We start from the raw sequence: 20,032 nt of genomic DNA, 5'->3' as shown, positions 1-20,032 counted from the left end.
CCGGGACAGGCCAGTCAGAGGTAGGCCTCGTAGGCAGGCAGGTCAAGGACGCCGTTGCCGGACAGGCCGATGAGAATGACCTCATCATTCCTTGCCTGGCGGGCGTGCTCCAGGGCGGCAGCCACGGCGTGGGTGGACTCAGGGGCCGGGACGACTCCCTCACTGCGGGCAAAGAGCAGACCTGCGGCGAAGGCGTCCTCCTGGGACACGGCGACAGCATCCATGAGACCCAGGTGGACCGCGTGGGAGACCATGGGAGCCATGCCGTGGTAGCGCAGGCCCCCGGCGTGGATGGCAGGAGGCACGAAGTCCGCCCCGAGGGTGTACATCTTCATCATCGGGGTCGTACCAGCGACGTCTCCGACGTCGTAGCGGTACTCCCCCTGGGTGATCGTGGGGCACGCCGCAGGCTCGCAGGCGACGACACGGCTGCTGGTGCCCTCAGTGAGATTGCGCCCGATAAAGGGGAAGGACAGGCCCGCCAGGTTGGAGCCGCCCCCGGCGCACCCAAAGACGACGTCGGGCTGGTCCACCCCGGCCTGGCGCAGCTGGGCCACGGCCTCCAGCCCGATCACCGTCTGGTGGAGCATGACGTGGTTGAGCACCGACCCCAGGGCGTAGTGGACGTCCTCACTGGCCGCAGCCACCTCCACCGCCTCACTGATCGCCATGCCCAGGCTGCCGGTGGTCTGCGGGTCCTGGGCCAGCACGTCCCTGCCCGCCCGGGTCAGCTCAGAGGGTGAGGAGTGGCAGGTCGAGCCGTAGACCTCCATCTGGTAGCGCCGGTAGGGCTTGGACTCGTAGGAGGAACGCACCTGCCACACCTCGCAGCTCATCCCGAACAGGGAGCAGGCCAGAGCCAGCGAGGCGCCCCACTGCCCGGCCCCGGTCTCCGTGGTCAGCCGGGTGGTCCCCTCCTGGGCGTTGTACCAGGCCTGGGCGACAGCGGTGTTGGGCTTGTGCGAGCCAGCCGGGCTGACCCCCTCGTACTTGTAGAAGATCCTGGCCCGGGTACCCAGCACCCGCTCCAGGCGATCGGCACGGATGAGCGGGGAGGGACGCCACTTGGCGTAGACCTCCCGCACCGCCTGGGGAATCTCGATGAAGCGCTCGGTGGAGAGCTCCTGGGCGATGAGCTCGCGGGGGAACAGGTGCTCAAGGTCCTCGGGGCGCAGCGGCTCGCGCGTCCCCGGGTGCAGGGCCGGTGGCAGGGGCTCGGGGAAGTCCGCCGCGAGGTTGTACCAGTGCGTGGGGACGAGAGAGCCGATTGGTGTCGTCATCAAGGTCTCCTGGGCCGTGCGGATGTGGTCGGGCGCCCCGGGGGCCTCCTGGGCACGGGGCACAAGGACGCGGGCGGGGCGCCACAGTACCCCGACAGTATGCCGGGGTCGTGCCCGGTCACGCCGGACCGGGCCAGGTGGTGGGTGGGGCGGTGGCGGGCGGACCCAGGACCACGCTGCGGCCCGCGTCCGTGGGCGCGGGCCGCCAGGAACGTCACCAGGAAGGCTGCCAGCCCCTCACGCGGCTGGCACCGGCTGCTAGCGGCCCAGGCCTCGGTTGTGTCGGTGTTTTCTGGTGGGGGTCTGGCGTGGGGTGCGGGGCTGCTGGGTGGTGATCCTGGCCAGGACCTCCTCGCGGGTCAGCGGCCGCGACGGCTGGCCCGTCTGGGGTGGTGGTACGCGCACGGCGGCGGTAGGCGGGTGGGGGAAGGAGGCCTCGCGCAGGCTGGTGGTGCGGGAGGGGTCGGCCCCGGTGGGTGCCCCGGGCTGGTCCTGGCCGGGCTGTTGGCCCCGGGTGTCCTGGCGGGTCTGGCCGTGTCTCTGCTCCTGCGCGGGTGGTGGGTGCCAGGGGTCGTGGCCGGTGGCGATGGTGGCGGCGACGTGGCTGGGTGTCCACGGTGGCCCCCGGGGGCTGGTGGCGCTCACCTGGGCCTGGGTGCGGGGCTCCAGGACCACCTGGCCGTGGCGCAGGTCCTGGGCCAGGTCGGGGGAGTCTGTCAGCACCGCGCGCACCAGCAGGCGCGCCCGGGAACGCTGCTCCGGGGGGGACCTGGAGGGCGGCCTGCTCCAGGACCGCCACCATGGGCTTGTTCTGGGAGCCCACCGAGGAGTTGACCTGCCCGTGGCCCAGGGAGGGGTAGCCGGGCTGCGGCCCGGTGGTGGCGGGGCCGCCTGGCCCCGCCAGGAGCTGGTCGGGCTCGTGGAGCACCACCAGCGCCCGGTCGACCTCAGCCGCCCTGGCGCGCGCGTCCTCCCGGGAGAGCTGGTGCACACGCCGCAGGTCGTCCACGACCTTGTCCATGAAGGTGTCACGGGCTCGCCTGGTGGCCTTGGAGGTGGGCTGGCGTCCCTGGGTGCGGTAGGCGCGGATGCCCTCCAGCAGCCGCTCAGCGCTGAGCAGGGACAGGGCGGAGAGTTGTCGGTCCAGCTGGCGGGTGAACTCGGAGGCCAGCTCCTGGGTGGCGCGGTGGTGGCCGGTGTGGAAGAACACCTCCACCGGGGTGGCCGAGTGCCACGCCAGCGGGCTGTCAGGGGCTGCCACCGCCCCCTCCCACACCAGCACCCCCTGCCCGCCGGCCCTGCCGGGGGTGAAGATGTCACCAGCCACCAGGGCCGCGCCATCGCCGCCGCCGCTGCTGTGGCCGGGGCCGGGGGCCTGTCCACCACCGGCCCCGCCGCCAGGCGCGGCGGGACCAGCAGCAGAGGCGGTGGGGCGCCCGCGCCCGCGCAGCCAGCCCCGCCAGCGCCCGGGCGTCACGACCCAGCCCCCGGACCGGGACCGGTGCCACCAGGGCCGCTACTGGTGCCGCCGGGACCGTCACCCTGGCTGGTGGTCTGGCCTCCTGCGGCGATGCTGGCGGCGACCTGTGCGGCGGCGGCGGAGAAGTCCTCCACCAGGGTGTGCTCCTGGGCCTGGGCCAGAAAAGTGAGGTGCGCGGTGGCGTCCTCGATACCGACCTGGTCCAGGCTGACCCTCCCGGTCAGGCAGTAGGCCGGGGTCAGCCCGTAGACCTGCCCCGCCTCCAGCACCCCCAGGTTCTCGATGGCCCAGTCAGCCACCAGAACCCCGGTGTCGTCATCATCAAGGCTCTCCCTGCGGGGGGAGGTCATGGCAATGGCACCCATGCGCTCACGCATCACCGAGTCAGCCATGTCCCGGGCGTGGCCCGCGTCGGGACGCACCCACCCCATCACTGGGTCGACGTCCAGGGCGGGGCCGGAGACCTCCCCCACAGCCTCATGTCGCCCGTGGCGTTGCGGGCCAGGCACCACCACCGCTGGCTGGGGAACGGCACAGGGGTGCCCTCCAGCCAGGCCTCCACCACCGGCGCCCACTGGAAGGGGTCGGTGAACCACCACCGCCCCTGCCCGAAGCCCTCGAACCCGAACCGCTCCCACAGGTGCACCACCGAGGCCGGAAGCACCCCACCAAAGTAGCCCAGGTGCTCGGCCGTGGCCGGGGCACCCACACCCATCGGCGCGTACCCCTCCTTCACCAGGTCGTCCATGTTCGCGTCCACCCACTCCGGGGTGACGTGCAGCCACCCCTGGCGCCACTCCTCCTTGCTCATCCGCATAACCCAACCGTAACCACCACCACAACCCCCAGACACAAGACCCACCCCAGGCACCCCCAGACAGGACACTCCCCACCACCACGACCTCAGGCAGACACGGCAGCCCACTCCCGCCACCGTGGCCAGGGGCTTGGTCACCACCACCGCTGCGGCCGGGGGCCGCGCCACCACCAGGGGCCGACCCCGCCAGCACCCGGGTCGCCGGGACCACCGGGGCCAGGCACCGCTGCACCCGCCCCTACCGTCCCCAGACAGGCGCCAAGGTCAAGCACCTCAACCCCACCCCGCAACGAGGAGCCAGCCCACGCAAGGCCCCACACCAGCGAGGCCGAGCCAGCCGCCGCCTACAACGACTGGCTCCACCACTACAACCACCACCAACCCCACACCAGCACCGACAGCCAGACACCCGCACAACACGTACACAACCTCACAGCCAAGTACACCTAGGTGGTACTGGGCTAGGTGGTGCCGGGCCGGGCCCGTCCGCGCCCGACACCTCGGGCAGCCGGTCAGCCGAGCAGGTCGGCCACGGAGCCGGTGTCCATCCCCAGCGCCTCACCCACGCCACGGGTGTAGAGGACGCCCTCGTGGGTGGTCAGGCCCCGGGCCAGGTCCGGCCGGGCCGTGCAGGCCTCCCGCCAGCCCCGGTCCGCCAGGACGGTGACATAGGGCAGGGTGGCGTTGGTCAGCGCGTAGGTAGAGGTGTAGGGGACGGCTCCAGGCATGTTGGCCACGCAGTAGAAGGTGGTCTGCCCCACCTCAAAGGTGGGCGCGGCGTGCGTGGTCGGGCGGGAGTCCTCAAAGCACCCTCCCTGGTCGATGGCGACGTCCACCAGGACGCTGCCCGGGCGCATAGCAGTCACCATCTCACGGGTCACCAGGTGGGGCGCCCGCGCCCCGGGCACCAGGGCGGCGCCGATGACAAGGTCCGCCTGGGCACAGGCCTGGGCGACATCGAGCTCCGTGGAGAAGCGGGTACGGATCTGCCTGCCGGAGACCTCCTCAATGTGGCGCATCCTGGCCGGGCTGATGTCGAAGACAGTGACGTCAGCACCCATGCCGAGACTGACCTGGGCCGCGCACAGGCCAGCGGTCCCGCCTCCCAGGACCGCCACCCGCCCCCGGCGTACCCCCGAGGCGCCGCCCAGGAGCACTCCGGACCCACCGCTGGGCCGCAGCAGCTGGGTCGCACCAACCTGGGCAGCCAGGCGCCCGGCGATCTCGGACATGGGGGCCAGCAGCGGCAGGGAGCCGTCGTCAGCCTCGACCGTCTCATAGGCGACGGAGGTGACCCCACGAGACAGGAGCTCCTCGGTCAGCCGCCGGTCAGCGGCCAGGTGGAGGTAGGTGAAGAGCACCTGCCCGGGACGCATGTGCTCGTACTCGCACGCCACCGGCTCCTTGACCTTGAGAACCAGCTCCGACTCCGCCCACACCGGCGCGGCCCCCTCCACCAGGACCGCTCCCGCTGCGGCGTACTCCCGGTCCGTGATCGCCGATCCCAGGCCCGCGCCGACCTGGACACGGACCTCATGACCGCGCTGGACCAGCGCGTGGACGCCGGCCGGGGTGATCGCGACGCGAAACTCGCTGTCCTTGACCTCAGTGGGGATACCGACTCGCATGGACCTGCCTTCCGTGGGGGTGGTAGCCGACAACCAGCCCCTGACGGCCCGGTACGGCTGGACGACGACGCCCTGGCCGTGCGCTGACAGCCAGCAGGCTGGGACACACGGTCAGGACACTGATTCTACGGCGTCCCGGAGACGGTGGGCGACGCGCTCAGGCACGCGGTCGGCCTCCGGCTGGCCGATCAGGTCGTCAGGGACCTCCGTGGAGCGCGAGACCGCGGTCATGGCGTCCCGGGAGACCACCTTGACGCGTTCGCGCAGGCCCCGGCCGCCCTCAACCTCACCCCAGGCGCTGCCAAGCTCGCGCTCGTAGGCGTCCAGCAGCTCCCACCCCTCCCACGTGGTGTAGGGCACACCACGTTCCTCCAGGAGGGCGATCAAGGCAGCGTGGCCGACCTGGGAGTCCTCCTGCGCGGTCGCGTGGAGAAGCCCGGCCCGGGCGTCAGCCACCAGGTTGGCGACAGTCTCCTGGGCGTCAGACTTGGTGGAGCCGATAAGGCCCACAGGCCCACGACGGATCCACCCGGTGGCGTAGACGCCGGTCATCGGCCGGCCGTCCTCCCCGATGACACGCCCGCCCTCGTTGGGCAGCACATGGCGCTCGTGGTCGAAAGGCAGCCCCTCCACCGGGGAGCCCGCGTAGCCTACGGCCCGGTACACCGCCTGGACCGGCCAGTCACGGAGCTCACCGGTTCCCACGACACTGCCGTCCCCGGCCAGGCGGGTGCGCTCGGTACGCAGCCCGGTCACGTGCCCGGCGTCGTCGGTGAGGACCTCGGTGGGCGCCTGGAAGAGGTGGATGTGGATCCGGTGGGGAGCGGTGAGGTCCTCAGGCTCCTGCATCGCATAGCCCTCCAGCGCCTTGACCACCTGCCGCTGCTGGTTGGAGGCGGCCAGGGCGGCCCGGGAGGCCTCGTCGTACTCGAAGTCCTCCTCATCGACGAGGACATCGACGCCGGGCTGCTTACCCAGCTCCCTCAGCTCCAGGGGGGTGAACTTGACCTGAGCCGGGCCACGGCGCCCAAAGACGTGGACGTCCGTGGTCGGTGCCTTCCTGAGGACCTCAGCCACGTTCGCAGGGATCTCGGTGGTCATGAGGTCTGCCGGGTGCTTGGCCAGCACCCGGGAGATGTCCAGGGCGACGTTACCCACCCCGATGACCGCGACCTCCCTGGCACTGAGGTCCCAGGTCCGGGGGTGGTCAGGGTGCCCGTCGTACCAGGAGACGAAGTCCGCGCCCCCGTGGCACTCGGGAGCCTGCGCACCCGGGATGTCCAGGGGGGCGTCGGTATCGGCCCCGGTGGAGAAGACCAGGGCGTCGTAGTGCTCGTGGAGCTCGGCCACGGAGACGTCCCTGCCGACCTCCACGTTGCCGACCAGGCGGATGTCGCCACGTTGGAGGATCTTGTAGAGCGCCACGATGATCTGCTTGATCCGGGGGTGGTCGGGGGCGACCCCATAGCGCACGAGGCCGTAGGGTGCAGGGAGGCGCTCGAACAGGTCGATGGACACGTCCAGCCCGGACTTGGCAAGAATGTCTGAGGCGTAGATGCCGGCAGGGCCAGCGCCGATAACGGCAACGGAGAGCGGACGTGGAGTCAGTGTCGTCGGTGTCGCCAATGTCGGTTCCTGTCAGATGGGGACGGGGCCAGGCTCCTCACCGTCCCGGGGCAGGCGGCCGGCGCACAGTCCTGTCTTTCCTGTCCTTGTGGCAGGTCAGTGCCCGTGGGGACACGTCGCAGGAACATGTCGCGAGGGCGGCACCGCGAGACGGCTCGGAGGCCTCCCTAGTGTAGCGACTGACCGCAGCCCAGGACCTCCTTACCCGGGCAGGTTCCCGTCACACGGCCCGCAGCCCGGCTCGACGAGTGCCAGAGTCGCGCAGGCCGCCGGGTCATCAGGACGAGACCAGGCGGCAGGACCGGGCAGCGGTGCTGACGGTCGTGCTGACGAGGCTTGCCGACGGTGGCGCCAGCGGTGGCGACCAGGCTGCTAGGCCGCTCGGTCCACCAGGAGCCGGGCGAACTGCTCCATGCCGTCACGCACGTGGCTGACCCGCTCCCGGGCGTCAGCCACGGCAGCCTCCACGGCACCGGGGTCGGTGACCTGGTCGGCAGCCAGTCTCTGCCTGGTGCCCTCCAGGACGGCGTCGTGCAGCCCGCCCAGGACCTCCACCGCGTCCCTGGCCCACTCCATCGCCATCCTCCGTGTCCGCTCAAGGACCGGGTGGCTGCGCAGACGCGTGACGACATCGGCCAGCACCGCGTCGTCACCCAGGTCGGCGCTGGACAACGTGGACAGGATCGACTGCCCGGCGGCGTCGAGCTCACCGGCGGCCAGGGCCTGGCGCAGCAGCAGCACGGGCATCGTGTCCACGCCCTCGCGCAGGTCCGTGCCCGGGGTCTTGCCGGTCGTGTCTGAGTCGCTGATGATGTCGATGACGTCGTCAGCCAGCTGGAAGGCCACCCCGATCTTCTCTCCGAAGGCCTCCACCACGTGCTCGGTGCGCCTGCCGGCGCGGGTGAGCATGGCACCGTAGCGGGCGGAGACCGCGATGAGGGAGCCGGTCTTGTCGGCCAGGACCTGGACGTAGTGCTCCACCGGGTCGGTACCGGCAGGGCGGGGCAGGGTCTCGTGGAGCTGTCCCATGCACAGGCGCTCAAAGGTCTTGGCGTGGGCAAGCACCGCCCGCGGCCCCAGGCCGGCCACGAGCTGGGAGGCGCGCGCCACCAGCACGTCCCCGGTCAGGATCGCGGCGGAGTTGCCCCACACTGTCTGGGCGCTGGGGGCGCCCCGCCGCAGCGGCGCCTCGTCCATGACGTCGTCGTGGTAGAGGGTGGCGATATGGGTCAGCTCCACGGCGACGCCGGCGTCGCGGACCTCGTCGCCCGCCGCCAGCCCAGGGTCCCCCAGCTGTGCGGTCAGGAGAGTCAGTACCGGTCGCAGACGCTTGCCCCCCGCCTCCGCCAGGTGGGAGGTCGGCGGGTTGATCGTCTCGTCAGCACTGGTGACAACCTCCAGGAGGCGGGTCTCAACCGCCTCCAGGGCAGGGGTGATGCGCCCTTCCAACTGGGGGGCGCTCAAGGGCATCGATCCGATCACGGCAGGAGCATAACCGTCTAGGCGAAGAGTCCGAACGCTGCCTGTGGGAACACGCCCAGCAGTACCGTGACTAGCACGGACACGGTCACCGCCGTGGTCACCATCCCCTGACTGTCCACCACGACCGTGTCCTGCCCGTCCTCTGCCCGGGGCGCGTGGAAGAACATGAGCACGACAAGACGCACGTAGAAGAAGGCCGAGACAGCTGAGCAGGCCACAGCCACGACGACCAGCCAGGTGCCCCCGCCCAGGACACCTGCGGCGAAGAGGTAGAACTTGGCCATGAACCCGGCGGTGAGGGGAATCCCGGCGAAGGACAGGAGGAAGACCGTCATCGCCCCGGCAGCCCACGGGCTGCGCCGGGCAAGTCCCCTGAAGGAGTCCAGGTCGCTGGCCTCGGCACCCACCGCGCCGTCGTGGCGCGTGCGCACGAGGGAGATGAGGCCGAAGGCACCCACAGTGGACACCCCGTAGGTCAGGGCGTAGAAGGTCAGCGGCGCGACAACCAGAGGGTTGTCGGTGATGATGGCGATCAGCATGAACCCGGCGTGGGCGACGGCCGAGTAGGCGAGCATGCGCTTGACGTCCTTCTGGACGACACCGACCACGGTCCCCAGGACCATCGTGGCTGTCGCGACTGCCCATAGGAAGGGAGCCAGCTGTGCGCCCAGCGGCCCCACCACCGTGTAGAAGAAGCGCAGCAGCGCGAAGAAGGCCGCCGCCTTGACCCCGGCGGCCATGAAGCCGGTGACCGGCGTCGGGGCACCCTGGTAGACGTCGGGGCTCCAGGCGTGGAAGGGCACGGCGGCAATCTTGAACAGCAGGCCCACGCAGACCAGGACCAGCCCGGCCAGGAGCAGCCAGCCGTCCTGCGCACCCGCCTCGCCCTGGGCGGCCAGGCCGATCGTCTCGTAGTCCACGGCGCCGGACAGCCCATAGAGGAAGGCGGCCCCCAGCAGCAGGAAGGCGGAGGCGAAGGCACCTAGGACAAAGTACTTCAGTGCCGCCTCCTGGCTCAGCAGGCGGCGGTGCCGGGCCGTGGCGGCCATGATGTACAGCGGCAGGGAGACCATCTCCAGGACGACGAACAGGGTGATGAGGTCACTGCTGGCCCCGAAGAGCATCATCCCGCCCAGCGAGAGCAGGGCCAGGGGGAAGACCTCAGTCGTGGTCCAGCCCGCGTGCAGGGACTCCGACTCCTCGGCGCTGCCGGGACGGTCTGCGGCCTGGGCGGCGAAGGCGCCGTCACCGACCTCGGTGCGGTCAGCCATGACCAGCACGGCCAGGAACCCGATGACCAGCAGGACCGCCTGGCTGGACAGGGCAAAGGGGTCCTCAAGGAGGCCGCTCGCGGTACGGGAGGGACCTTGGAGCTCCATCTGCTCGAAGCGCAGCGTCAGGGCTGCCCCGGAGGCCAGGACAGCCGCCACGCTGAGCAGGGTCTGGGTGGCCAGGCGGGCGCGGCGCGGCACGAATGCCTCCACCAGGACCCCCAGGACCCCGCCGCCAAGGACGATGAGGACCGGGGTCAAGGCTCCCCAGCCGATTACAGGACCGGTGACGGTCACGTCAGGCTCCCTTCCGTGGCTCGGGCAGCGGTGCGTGTGCGTGCAGGGGCTGGTGCCCCGCAGAGGCCGTGGTCTGCGCCGTCGACTGGCTCACAGCCGTGCTGGCCTGCCCCCCGACGTCGTCGAGGAGGCTGGTCAGCGGTGCCGGGACCAGGCCCAGGGCCAGCATGGCCCCCACGACCGGGACCAGGACCAGCCTCTCACGGCCCTCCAGGTCCCCTAGTCCCGTCCTGTCCGGGGAGGGGGCGCCGGTGAAGACCCGCTGGTAGGGCAGCAGGACGTAGACGGCCGCGATGACGACACCGGCCACCGCTGCCACGCCCAGGGGCACTGACACCGAGAAGGTCCCGGTCAGCACCATCCACTCCGGGACGAAGCCGGACAGTCCCGGCAGGGCGATCGAGGCCAGCCCGGAGAGCAGGAAGGTCCCTGCCGCCAGCGGCATGACACGAGCCAGCCCGCCGAGCTCGGAGATGCTCACGGTCCCGGTGCGCCGGGCGACGAAGCCGGTCACCAGGTAGAGGCCGGCGATGCTCAGGCCGTGGGCGACCATGTAGACCATGGCCCCGGTGGCGGCTACCTGGCTCCCACTGAAGATGCCCAGCACCATGAACCCGAAGTGGCTGACAGAGGTGTAGGCGATGAGGCGGTAGAGGTTGTCCTGGGCGATCGCCGCCAGGCCGCCGTAGATGATCGAGACCAGGGCCAGCACCACCACAACCGGGGAGGCCCAGCGGGAGGCCTCGGGGAACAGCGGCAGGACCAGGGCGACCATCCCGTAGGTGCCGATCTTGTCCAGCACGCCGATGAGGAGGACCGAGGTGCCGGGTGTGGCCTGCTCGGCGGTGTCAGGCAGCCAGGTGTGCAGGGGAACCATGGGTGCCTTGACGGCGAAGGCGATAAAGAAGCTAAGGAAAAGCCATCGGGACATGGTCGGGGACAGGGTCAGGTTGCCCACCATGGTGTCGATGAGGAAGCCGACCTGGTTCTCGGAGGTGTGGATCGCCAGCATGACCACGCCCAGGAGCATGACCAGCCCCCCTGCCAGGGAGTACAGGAGGAACTTCAGGGCTGCGCGCTGACGCCCCGGCCCGCCCAGGCAGCCGACGAGGAAGTAGACCGGTATCAGCATCGCCTCGAAGCAGACGTAGAACAGGAACAGGTCGCGGGCGCTGAAGATAACCACCACGAAGGCCTCCAGGACCAGGACCAGGCCGGTGAGCAGGGCCTGGCGCTCCTGGGGGACCTCCTTCCAGGAGGCCAGCAGCACGAGCGGCACCAGGGCGGCGCCCAGAAGAAGCATGGACAGGCCCAGGCCGTTGACGCCAAGAGCCCAGTAGGCACCGAAGGAGGGAATCCAAGGGGTGGTCTGCGCCAGCTGGACCGTCCCCGCCTGGGACAGGTCGAACATGCTCAGCGCCCACACCCCCACCGCGAGCACAGCCAGGGACACGGCCAGGCCCAGGAGGCTGGCGTAGCGGCGCAGGGGCGGCAGGACCCACAGGAGGACAGCGCCTGCCAGGGGCAGGACCGCCATGATGGTCAGGACGGGCAGCGTTGCGGGAAGAGTCTGCATGTGGCGGTGTCCTCTCAGAGCCTGCTTGCCAGGACGGCGGCCAGGGCAAGGACGGTCCCGCCCAGCATGTACCCGGCGTAGGAGCGCACGTACCCGGACTCGGTGCGCCGGAGAAGGCTTCCTGCGGCTGAGGCGGTGACGGCGGCCCCCTCCACGGCGCCGTCGACGACGTAGCGCTCGGCGGCCCGCGTGGCCGCGACGAGCCCCTGGCCCGGGCGCATCGCCACAGCCTCGTTGAGGGCGTCCTGGTACATGTCGTGGCGTGCCGCCTCCACCATGACGCTGCCCGGCTGGACCACGGTGGGCACCTCACGGCGCGCGTACATGGCCCAGGCAGCCAGCGCACCCAGGAGCACCAGCGCCAGAGTGCCTCCCATGATGACCGTCACGGGCAGGACCGGCTCGTGGGCCGAGTGGTCCACATGCCCGGTGACCGGTTCCAGCCAGGTGGTGAAGGCCTCCCCCTGGCTGAGCAGCCCTCCCAGGCCCAGGGAGAAGAGCGACAGGACGATGAGCGGGAGGGTCATGAGCCACCCGGACTCGTGTGGGTGGACCTCTCCCTCCAGGTCGCTGCTCGTGGTCCACCGGGCCTTGCCGTGGAAGATCATGAAGAAGAGGCGGGACATGTAGAAGGCGGTCAGGCCCGCGCCCAGCAGCGCGACCGTCCCCAGGACCCAGGGCTGAGCGCCCTCCCCGGTAAAGGCGGCCTCAATGATCCTGTCCTTGGACCAGAAGCCTGAGAAGGGAGGAACCCCCAGGATGGCGAGCCAGCCGATGCCCATGGTCACCCAGGTGACCCGCATGACCCGGTACAAGGCGCCAAAGCGCCGCATGTCCACCTGGTCGCCCATGGCGTGCATGACGCTGCCGGCACCCAGGAAGAGCTGCGCCTTGAAGAAGCCGTGGGTCAGCAGGTGGAAGACCGCGACGGCGTAGCCGACGGGCCCCAGGCCTGCCCCCAGCATCATGTAGCCGATCTGGCTCATCGTGGAGGCCGCCAGGACCTTCTTCATGTCGTCCTTGGCGCAGCCGATGACGGCACCCAGCACCAGGGTGAGGGCGCCGACAGCGGCTACGGCCACCTGTACCTGCGGCGCCCCCTCCAGGACCGGTCCGGAGCGAACCATGAGGTAGACCCCGGCGGTGACCATGGTGGCAGCGTGGATGAGGGCGGAGACCGGCGTAGGGCCGGCCATGGCGTCCCCCAGCCAGGCCTGCAGCGGGAACTGGGCCGACTTGCCGCAGGCGGCCAGGAGGAGGAACAGGCCGATCGCCGTCAGCCACCCGGAGGAGACCTCCCCACGGGCCGCAGCGGGCAGGACGGTGTCGAAGGCGACCGAGCCCACCTGTGACACCAGGGCCATCATGGCCAGCAGCAGGCCCAGGTCACCGACACGGTTCATGACGAAGGCCTTCTTTGCGGCAACGGCGTTGTCCACGGCCTTCTCCCGCTGGGCGCGGGGGGCGTCCGCCTCTGCGGTGTTCCAGAAGCCGATGAGCAGGTAGGAGGCCAGGCCCACACCCTCCCAGCCGACGAACACGACGATGTAGCTGTCGCCGAGCACCAGTGTCAGCATCGCGGCGACGAACAGGTTGAGGTAGGCGAAGAACCGGCGCCGGTCGCGGTCGTGACCCATGTAGGCCACAGAGTAGAGGTGGATCAGGAAGCCCACACAGGTCACCAGCACCACAAAGGTCAGGGACAGGGGGTCCACCCGCAGCCCGACGTCCACAGACAGGTCTGCGGAGGAGAACCAGTGCCACAGGCTCACGCTGAGGACACGCTCCTGGGGGGGCAGGGCCAGGATCTGGGCCAGGACCCCCAGTCCCAGGCAGGCAGACGCCAGTGAGGCCAGCAGGCCCAGCCAGTGGCCCCAGGAGTCGCTGCGCCGCCCCGCCAGCAGGAGCACCGCAGCGCTGGCCGCCGGCACAGCGACAAGGAGCCAGGACAGCCCGGCCAGGCCGGTGGCCGGCTGGGCCACGGCCACCGTGTCCGCTGCCAGCACCGGGGAGGCCGGGGTGAGGGCTCGGGGGGACACGGGGACGGAGGCAGCCACGGACACCGCAGAGGCGATACCGGTCGCAACAGTCATGTCAGTCCTCTCAGCCCTGTCAGCTCTTGAGCAGGTTGACGTCGTCAACCGACGTGGACCTGCGGGTACGGAAGATGGACACGACGATGCTCAGGCCCACCACGACCTCCGCCGCAGCCACGACCATGACGAAGAAGGCGAAGACCTGGCCGGTGAGGTCGCCGTGAAGACGGGAGAAGGTCACCAGGACGAGGTTGACGGCGTTGAGCATGAGCTCCACGCCCATGAGCTCGATGATCGCGTTGCGCCGCAGCAGCACGGTCAGCGCGCCCAGGGTGAACAGGACGCAGGCCAGGACGATGTAGGCAGCGATAGGAAGAGTCACTGGTCCCCCTTCTCCTTCTCCTCGGTGTCCTCCTCAGTGCCCTCCGCGCCCTCGGCCGCCCCCTGCCCAAGTGCCGGGCTCTGCGAGGTGTCACGCAGCGCGGATGAGGGTGCCACCGGCTGGTCGACGACGGGCGCGGCCTGGCCGGGCATGGAGGGCATCCCGGACCGGCCCACCGCCGAGCCGTGGACGGAGCCGTCTCCAGCGTCCGTCCCCGTGGACCGGGAGCCGGCCTGGCGCTCAAGGACCTCTCCCGCGCGCTGGGCCGCCCCCATCTCGGGAGAGACCTCGGACAGCTCCATGCCCTGACCACGGGCGCGCAGGACGCGGGGCACGGACTCAGCCACCTCGTGGCCGTCAGCGCCCAGCGCCGGGGCGGCCACGGTGTTGGTCGAGGCGTAGACGCCCGGGACCGGCTTCTGCCCGGGGTGCGCCCCGGTAGCGGCGTAGGCCCGCATCTTCTCCCCGGCCGTCTCCGCCTGGCCGCGCCGGGCACGGACCCGCTGGCGGTGCGTCAGCGTCAAGGCACCCACGGCAGCGACGACCAGGAGCGTGCCCGTCAGCTCCATGGTCACCACGTGGTCCCCAAGGAGGACCTCGGCGATCCGGTCCGGCGTGGAGGCCTCCCCACCCTGCAGGCCCGCCGCGGCCGGGAGGGGGGAGCGGTGCAGGACGGCAGCCAGGAGGGTCGCCAGCCCCAGGCCCAGCAGGCCGATGAGGGGCAGCTGGTAGGAGCCCCCGGCACCCGCCACGGGCTCCTCCCCGCCCACGCCCACCAGCATGATGACGAACAGGACCAGGGTCATGACCGCCCCGGTGTAGACCACCACCTGGGTCATGCCCAGGAAGGGCGCCTCGTTGGCGATGTAGAGAACGGCCAGGGAGATCATGATGCCGATCATGTTGATCGCAGCCACCACGGCACGCCTGGCGGTGAGCACCCCCAGGCCGCACGCCACCGTGACCAGGGCAACCACGGCAAGCAGGATGCTCTCCCCCACTGAGAGGGTGCCAGCCTCGCTCAGGGCAGTGGGCACCGCAGCCGCGACGGTGTGAGGCAGCGTGGAGGAGGAAGTGGAGACCGCAGACGGCACGGCAGCCACCAGGACCGAGACGGAGAGGGGCAGCAGGCTCATCACACGGCCTCCCGGACAGGCTCGTTGCCAGGGCTGCCATGGCCGTCACCGGCGACCGGGCGGGCGGTGGACAGGGTGGAGTCCTGCGGACGGGCCTGTCTCACCCAGTCGATCTGCGCCTGAGTGGGACCGGTGACCGCGCCCCGGTAGTAGTCGCCGTCCTCAGTCCCCTCCACCATCGGGTGCGGCGGCGCCACGGCACCGGCGGGCACGGGGACCAGAAGGTCGTCCTTGTCGTAGATGAGGCCGGTGCGCGTGGGGCCGACAAGCTCGTCGAAGTCGGTGGACATGGTCAGGGCGCGCGTCGGGCAGGCCTCGATACACATGCCGCAGAAGATGCAGCGCAGGTAGTTGATCTGGTAGACGCGCCCGTAGCGTTCCCCCGGCGAGTACTGCGCGCCCGGCTCGTTGGAGGCCGCCTCCACGTAGATGGCGTCGGCCGGGCAGGCCCAGGCGCACAGCTCGCAGCCGATGCACTTCTCCAGGCCGTCGTCATAGCGGTTGAGCCGGTGGCGTCCGTGGAAGCGGGGCATGACCTGAGCAGGCTCACGGGGGTACTGCTCCGTGACGACGGGGCGGAACATGGAGGAGATCGTGACCCCGTACCCGGCGACAGGTGCAAAGACCTGCGCCAGGAGGGAGGGGGCGTCACGCCGCCACTGGTCGTGGTCGGAGCCGCCCTGGGGCCGCGGACCGGAGGTGCCGCGGGAGGCGGTAGGCTGGTCAGTCATCAGGTCCCTCCTGGGCGTCAGCCGCGAGGTTGGTGGTGGACGCCGGCAGTGCCGCCGCGTCCTGGGAGGATCGGTGCGAGGGGAGGTGGCTGTCCTGCCCCCGCTCCCCGCCACGCCGGGCGCGCGGAGAGGGCGGAAGGTGCTGGCCGGGAAGGGGCGGCACCGGGTAGCCGCCGGCAAAGGCCAGGTGCTCCTCCCCGGGGACGGTCACCTCGGCCAGGTCGCCGTCGTCCCCGGTACGCGCACCGAGGAGCTGCGGCTCCTCAACCCCGTCGTCCTGCTCCCCCTGGTCGTCGGGCAGGAGGAAGAGGACCACCATGGCCACGAGGAAGACCGCAGCGAGCACCAGCAGCAGCGACTGCACCGAGGCACCGGAGAAGGTGCGGTAGGCCTGGACAACGGCCACGAGCACGAACCAGACCAGGGACACCGGGATGAGGACCTTCCAGCCCAGCCTCATGAACTGGTCGTAGCGGATGCGCACCAGGGTCCCCCGGGTCCAGACCATGAGGAACATGACCACCCACACCTTGGCAACGAACCAGAGCATGGGCCACCACCCGCTGTTGGCCCCCTCCCAGAAGCTGGCCAGGAGCACCGACCTCCAGCCTCCCAGGAACAGGGTGACGCACACCGCCGAGACGTTGAACATGTTGATGTACTCCGCCAGGAAGTACCAGGCGAACTTCATGGAGGAGTACTCCACCATGTGCCCGGCCACGAGCTCACCCTCCGCCTCCGGCAGGTCAAACGGAAGACGGTTGACCTCTCCGACCATCGAGATCACGTAGATGACGAAGCTGGGGAGCATGGCTACCGCCCACCAGACCCTCTCCTGCGCGGAGACGATGCCGGAGGTGGACATCGTCCCCGAGACCAGGAAGACGGTGAGGATGGACAGGCTCATGCTTAGCTCGTAGGAGATCACCTGGGCGGCACTGCGCACGGCCCCGAACAGGGGGTAGGTGGAGTGGGCAGACCATCCTCCCAGGATGATGCCGTAGACCCCGAAGGCGGTGATAGCCAGGATGTAGAGGACGGAGGCGGGGAAGTCGGTCAGCTGCAGGGGGGTGCTGTGGCCGAGGATGCTCACCTGAGGTCCGAAGGGGATGACCGCGTAGACCATGAAGGCACTGAGCGCGGCGATGACGGGGGCCAGGAGGTAGACGGCCCTCTCAGCCCCCCGCAGCCAGAAGTCCTCCTTCAGGATCAGCTTGCCCGCGTCAGCGACCGCCTGGAGCAGCCCGAAGGGGCCGTTGACGTTAGGACCCAGCCGGGTCTGCATCCGGCCGAGCCCGCGCCGCTCCACCCACAAGACCATGAGGACGCTGACGATGAGGAAGGCGACGACGAAGACTGCCTTGATGAGGGTGAGCCACCAGGTCTCCTGGGAGAAGTCGGCGGCCACGCCCCCGGCACCCGGCTGGGTCGCAGTCGCGAGGATCTGGGTCGTAGTCACCTGGGGACCTCCGCACTGGTTGAGACGCTCACGTAGGAACCGTGCCCTGCCGCCAGGGTCTGGTGCACGACAGAGCCTGCTGAGCACTCCGGCAGCCACACGGAGCCCTCAGCCACACCACCCACGACAGCCGGCAGCGTGATCGCCCCCGCCATCGTAGAGACCGTGACGGGCTCACCACCGACCACCCCCAGCCCGGCAGCAAGGTCTGCTCCCAGGCGTGCCACTGGGCGCATGGCGGTGGCAGCCAGGAAGGGCTCGCCCACCAGGAGGCGCCCGGCGTCCAGCATGGGCTTGTGAGTGGCCAGCACCGCAGGCAGGCCGCTGCCTGGCACCACGTCCCCTGAGGCAGAGCCTGCGGCCCGGTCCGCAGCGTCCACAGCAGCAGGAGCCGACGACGGTGACGAGGAGCGGGGGCTGCCGTCCCCGGGCCGCCCCTGGGTTCCAGGGACGGTGATGGCACCCGGGCGTGCCCCGTCCCACAGCCCCAGCCCGGCGTAGGTGGCGTGGACAGCCTCCAGGCTGTCCACGTGCAGGTCCGAGCCCATCTCCGCAGCCAGCATGCCCAGCACCTGGCGGTCGGTGCGCGCGCGGGAGACGTGGGCCTGGCCGAAGGGACGCACCCGGCCCTCCCAGTTGACAAAGGTCCCGTTCTTCTCCACGGCCGGTGCGACGGGGAGGACGACGTCGGCGTACCTGCTGACCTCGGTGCGGCGCACCTCCAGCTGGACCAGGAAGCCCGCGCCACCCAGGCCCGTGGCCGCCAGGCCGGGGTCGGGGAGGTCTCGCAGGTCCACGCCACCGACGACAGCGCCCTTGAGGCTGCCGTCCTCCAGGGCGGACAGGATGGCACTGGTGTCACGTCCCGGTGCGGAGGGGAGGTGGTGCCCCTGTCCCAGGCCCCACGCCTGCTCCACCTGTGCCCGGGCAGCAGCGTCGTCCACGGGCCTGCCTCCGGGCAGCAGTCCTGGCAGCAAGCCTGCCTCCACGCCACCACGTTCGCCGGAACGACGTGGCACCCAGGCCAGCCGGGCGCCGGTGGCCCTGGCCAGGGCGTCCACGGCTGCCAGCAGGCCCGGCACCGCAGCGGCCCGCTCCCCCACCAGGATCGTGGCGCCCTCGGCCGACAGCGCCTCCACCAGCCCTGGGTGGCTTGCAGCCAGGCCCTCCACCACCCGGGCCTCCTGCCCGGGAGCGCTGAGGACCACGGTGGCGTCCAGCTTACGGGTCCCCCTGGTCAGGCTGGTCGCCACCGTCGCCACCGCGACGCCTCCGGAGCGTGCTCCCTTGCGTAGTCGCAGGAACAGGGCACCGCACTCGTCCTCGGGCTCCAGCGCCACCAGAAGCACCTGCCCGGCCGTCTCCAGGGACCGGTAGGTCACCGCGCCCAGGCCGGTGCCTGCCACCCGGGCAGCCAGGAAGGACTCCTCCTCGGCACTGTGGTGGCGCACGCGCTGGTCAATGTCGTTGGTCCCCAGGACGGCGCGGGCGAAACGGGACCAGGCCCAGCCGTCCTCCAGGGTCAGGCGCGCCCCGGGCAGGAGCCCGACACCGCCGTCGGCCACGGCCTGGGACAGGCCGCGGGCAGCCACGTCCAGGGCGTCGGACCAGGAGGTGGGGACCAGCTCGCCGGTCTCCTCCTCGCGCACCAGCGGGACGCTGAGACGGTCCTCCTGGGAGGACCAGGGGAAGGCGAAGCGGTCCTTGTCGGTGATCCACTCCTCGTTGACCTCGGGATCCTCACCTGCCAGGCGCCGCAGCACCACCCCGCGACGCATGTCCACCCGGATGGCAGAACCGGAGGCGTCGTGCTCGGTCACCGAGTCGGTGGAGACCAGGTCCATGGGCCGGGCACGGAACCGGTAGCGGGCGCTGGTCAGCGCGCCGACAGGGCAGATCTGGATGATGTTGCCTGAGAAGTAGGACGCGAAGGGACGACCGGAGACGTCCAGCTCCTCAGCGCCGCGACCGAGCCCGGGACCTGCGGCCAGGCCGCCGGCCACGGCGGGGTCTCCCCCGGGCCCCGTGGCGGAGCCGTCCCCGGCCAGCCCGTGCGCACCGCGGATGGTCTGCTGGTCCGCCTGGCCGGTGCTCCCCGGCTGCTCTGCGTGGCAGGGGTCGTGGAAGTCGAGCACCTGGGTGTCGAAGCGGCCGATCTGCTCGGAGTACAGTCCCCCGGAGTGCTCGGCACGGCCGTCCATGTCCACGGGCGGGTGCCCGCCACCACGCCCTTGCAGCGCGACAAAAGGGTCGCCGGGGATCTGGTCGGCGAAACGCACGCAGCGCTGGCACAGGATGCAGCGGTCCCGGTCCAGCAGGATGTTGCTGGTCAGGCGCAGAGGCTTGGGAAAGGTCCGCTTGACGTCAGTAAAGCGGGTGGCTGACTGGGCACCCGAGGCCATGAGCTCCAGGGCCTGGTTCTGCAGGGGGCACTCCCCGCCCTTGTCGCACACGGGGCAGTCCAGGGGGTGGTTGACCAGGAGGAACTCCATGGTCCCGGCCTGGGCCTTCGCAGCGACCGCGCTGGTGGCCTGGGTGGAGACCTCCATCCCCTCCATGGCCGTCATGGCACAGGAGGGCTGGGGCTTGGGCATGGGGCGCACGACTCCGTCGCGCCCGGGCATGGCCACCTCCACCAGGCACTGACGGCAGCTGGCGGAGGGGGCCAGCAGCGGGTGGTCGCAGAACCGGGGGATACGCACCCCCACCTTCTCCGCCGCCCGGATCAGCAGCGTGCCCTTCTCCACGGTCACGGGCACCCCGTCGATGGTCATCGAGACCATCTCGACGGCGGGCTCGCTGGCAGGCGTGGTCGCAGTCGTCTGGGTCAT

Annotated in this window: 15 protein-coding genes; all 15 read right to left on the bottom strand. The window is 70.7% G+C overall.

Annotated elements, in window-relative coordinates; translation table 11 throughout:
• Window positions 1-14: 14 nt before the first annotated feature.
• A complete protein-coding gene (locus CWS50_RS02310; RefSeq protein ID WP_127841503.1) occupies window positions 15-1,280 on the bottom strand; it encodes a TrpB-like pyridoxal phosphate-dependent enzyme in 1,266 nt (421 codons plus the stop codon).
• Window positions 1,281-1,494: 214 nt separating this feature from the next.
• Window positions 1,495-2,757: a polymorphic toxin type 15 domain-containing protein gene (locus CWS50_RS02305; protein ID WP_127841502.1), complete on the bottom strand. Its 1,263-nt coding sequence runs from the start codon at window positions 2,755-2,757 to the stop codon at window positions 1,495-1,497.
• Window positions 2,754-3,233: a T6SS immunity protein Tdi1 domain-containing protein gene (locus CWS50_RS02300; RefSeq protein WP_127841501.1), complete on the bottom strand. Its 480-nt coding sequence runs from the start codon at window positions 3,231-3,233 to the stop codon at window positions 2,754-2,756. The genes CWS50_RS02305 and CWS50_RS02300 overlap by 4 nt, the downstream gene beginning before the upstream one ends.
• Window positions 3,191-3,577, bottom strand: coding sequence for a GAD-like domain-containing protein (locus CWS50_RS02295; RefSeq protein ID WP_127841500.1), 387 nt, complete (start codon window positions 3,575-3,577; stop codon window positions 3,191-3,193). The genes CWS50_RS02300 and CWS50_RS02295 overlap by 43 nt, the downstream gene beginning before the upstream one ends.
• Window positions 3,578-4,089: 512 nt before the next feature.
• Window positions 4,090-5,205, bottom strand: coding sequence for an alanine dehydrogenase (gene ald, locus CWS50_RS02290; RefSeq protein WP_127841499.1), 1,116 nt, complete (start codon window positions 5,203-5,205; stop codon window positions 4,090-4,092).
• Window positions 5,206-5,316: 111 nt separating this feature from the next.
• Window positions 5,317-6,813, bottom strand: a complete 1,497-nt coding sequence (locus CWS50_RS02285) for an FAD-dependent oxidoreductase (RefSeq protein WP_127843167.1) — start codon at window positions 6,811-6,813, stop codon at window positions 5,317-5,319.
• 390 nt (window positions 6,814-7,203) lie between these two features.
• Entirely contained in the window at window positions 7,204-8,313 is a 1,110-nt protein-coding gene (locus tag CWS50_RS02280) for a polyprenyl synthetase family protein (protein ID WP_127841498.1), read from the bottom strand.
• 17 nt (window positions 8,314-8,330) lie between these two features.
• The gene (nuoN, locus tag CWS50_RS02275) at window positions 8,331-9,881 is read right to left on the bottom strand and encodes an NADH-quinone oxidoreductase subunit NuoN (RefSeq protein WP_127841497.1); all 1,551 of its coding nucleotides are present in this window, start codon (window positions 9,879-9,881) and stop codon (window positions 8,331-8,333) included.
• Window position 9,882: 1 nt separating this feature from the next.
• Window positions 9,883-11,457 (bottom strand): NADH-quinone oxidoreductase subunit M, encoded by a 1,575-nt coding sequence (locus tag CWS50_RS02270; RefSeq protein ID WP_127841496.1) that lies wholly within the window; start codon window positions 11,455-11,457, stop codon window positions 9,883-9,885.
• A gap of 14 nt (window positions 11,458-11,471) precedes the next feature.
• Window positions 11,472-13,550, bottom strand: a complete 2,079-nt coding sequence (gene nuoL / locus CWS50_RS02265; protein WP_127841495.1) for an NADH-quinone oxidoreductase subunit L — start codon at window positions 13,548-13,550, stop codon at window positions 11,472-11,474.
• Window positions 13,551-13,569: 19 nt separating this feature from the next.
• The gene (gene nuoK, locus CWS50_RS02260; RefSeq protein ID WP_119836644.1) at window positions 13,570-13,875 is read right to left on the bottom strand and encodes an NADH-quinone oxidoreductase subunit NuoK; all 306 of its coding nucleotides are present in this window, start codon (window positions 13,873-13,875) and stop codon (window positions 13,570-13,572) included.
• Entirely contained in the window at window positions 13,872-15,011 is a 1,140-nt protein-coding gene (locus CWS50_RS02255) for an NADH-quinone oxidoreductase subunit J (protein WP_127841494.1), read from the bottom strand. The genes nuoK and CWS50_RS02255 overlap by 4 nt, the downstream gene beginning before the upstream one ends.
• On the bottom strand, window positions 15,011-15,742 hold the full coding sequence (nuoI, locus tag CWS50_RS02250) for an NADH-quinone oxidoreductase subunit NuoI (protein WP_127841493.1): 732 nt from the start codon (window positions 15,740-15,742) through the stop codon (window positions 15,011-15,013). The genes CWS50_RS02255 and nuoI overlap by 1 nt, the downstream gene beginning before the upstream one ends.
• Window positions 15,735-17,201 (bottom strand): NADH-quinone oxidoreductase subunit NuoH, encoded by a 1,467-nt coding sequence (gene nuoH, locus CWS50_RS02245; RefSeq protein ID WP_127841492.1) that lies wholly within the window; start codon window positions 17,199-17,201, stop codon window positions 15,735-15,737. The genes nuoI and nuoH overlap by 8 nt, the downstream gene beginning before the upstream one ends.
• A complete protein-coding gene (locus CWS50_RS02240) occupies window positions 17,198-20,032 on the bottom strand; it encodes an NADH-quinone oxidoreductase subunit G (RefSeq protein WP_127841491.1) in 2,835 nt (944 codons plus the stop codon). The genes nuoH and CWS50_RS02240 overlap by 4 nt, the downstream gene beginning before the upstream one ends.

Source organism: Actinomyces wuliandei (assembly GCF_004010955.1).
GTDB lineage: Bacteria > Actinomycetota > Actinomycetes > Actinomycetales > Actinomycetaceae > Actinomyces > Actinomyces wuliandei.
The sequence above is the reverse complement of the archived record's forward strand: the minus strand, read 5'-3'. Positions and strand labels throughout refer to the sequence as shown.

Coding starts and splice junctions, on each gene's coding strand:
- CWS50_RS02295 (WP_127841500.1), bottom strand. CDS start 3,577: ATGCGGATGAGCAAGGAGGAGTGGCGCCAGGGGTGGCTGCACGTCACC.
- nuoI (WP_127841493.1), bottom strand. CDS start 15,742: ATGACTGACCAGCCTACCGCCTCCCGCGGCACCTCCGGTCCGCGGCCC.
- CWS50_RS02240 (WP_127841491.1), bottom strand. CDS start 20,032: ATGACCCAGACGACTGCGACCACGCCTGCCAGCGAGCCCGCCGTCGAG.
- CWS50_RS02270 (WP_127841496.1), bottom strand. CDS start 11,457: ATGCAGACTCTTCCCGCAACGCTGCCCGTCCTGACCATCATGGCGGTC.
- CWS50_RS02310 (WP_127841503.1), bottom strand. CDS start 1,280: ATGACGACACCAATCGGCTCTCTCGTCCCCACGCACTGGTACAACCTC.
- nuoL (WP_127841495.1), bottom strand. CDS start 13,550: ATGACTGTTGCGACCGGTATCGCCTCTGCGGTGTCCGTGGCTGCCTCC.
- ald (WP_127841499.1), bottom strand. CDS start 5,205: ATGCGAGTCGGTATCCCCACTGAGGTCAAGGACAGCGAGTTTCGCGTC.
- CWS50_RS02255 (WP_127841494.1), bottom strand. CDS start 15,011: ATGAGCCTGCTGCCCCTCTCCGTCTCGGTCCTGGTGGCTGCCGTGCCG.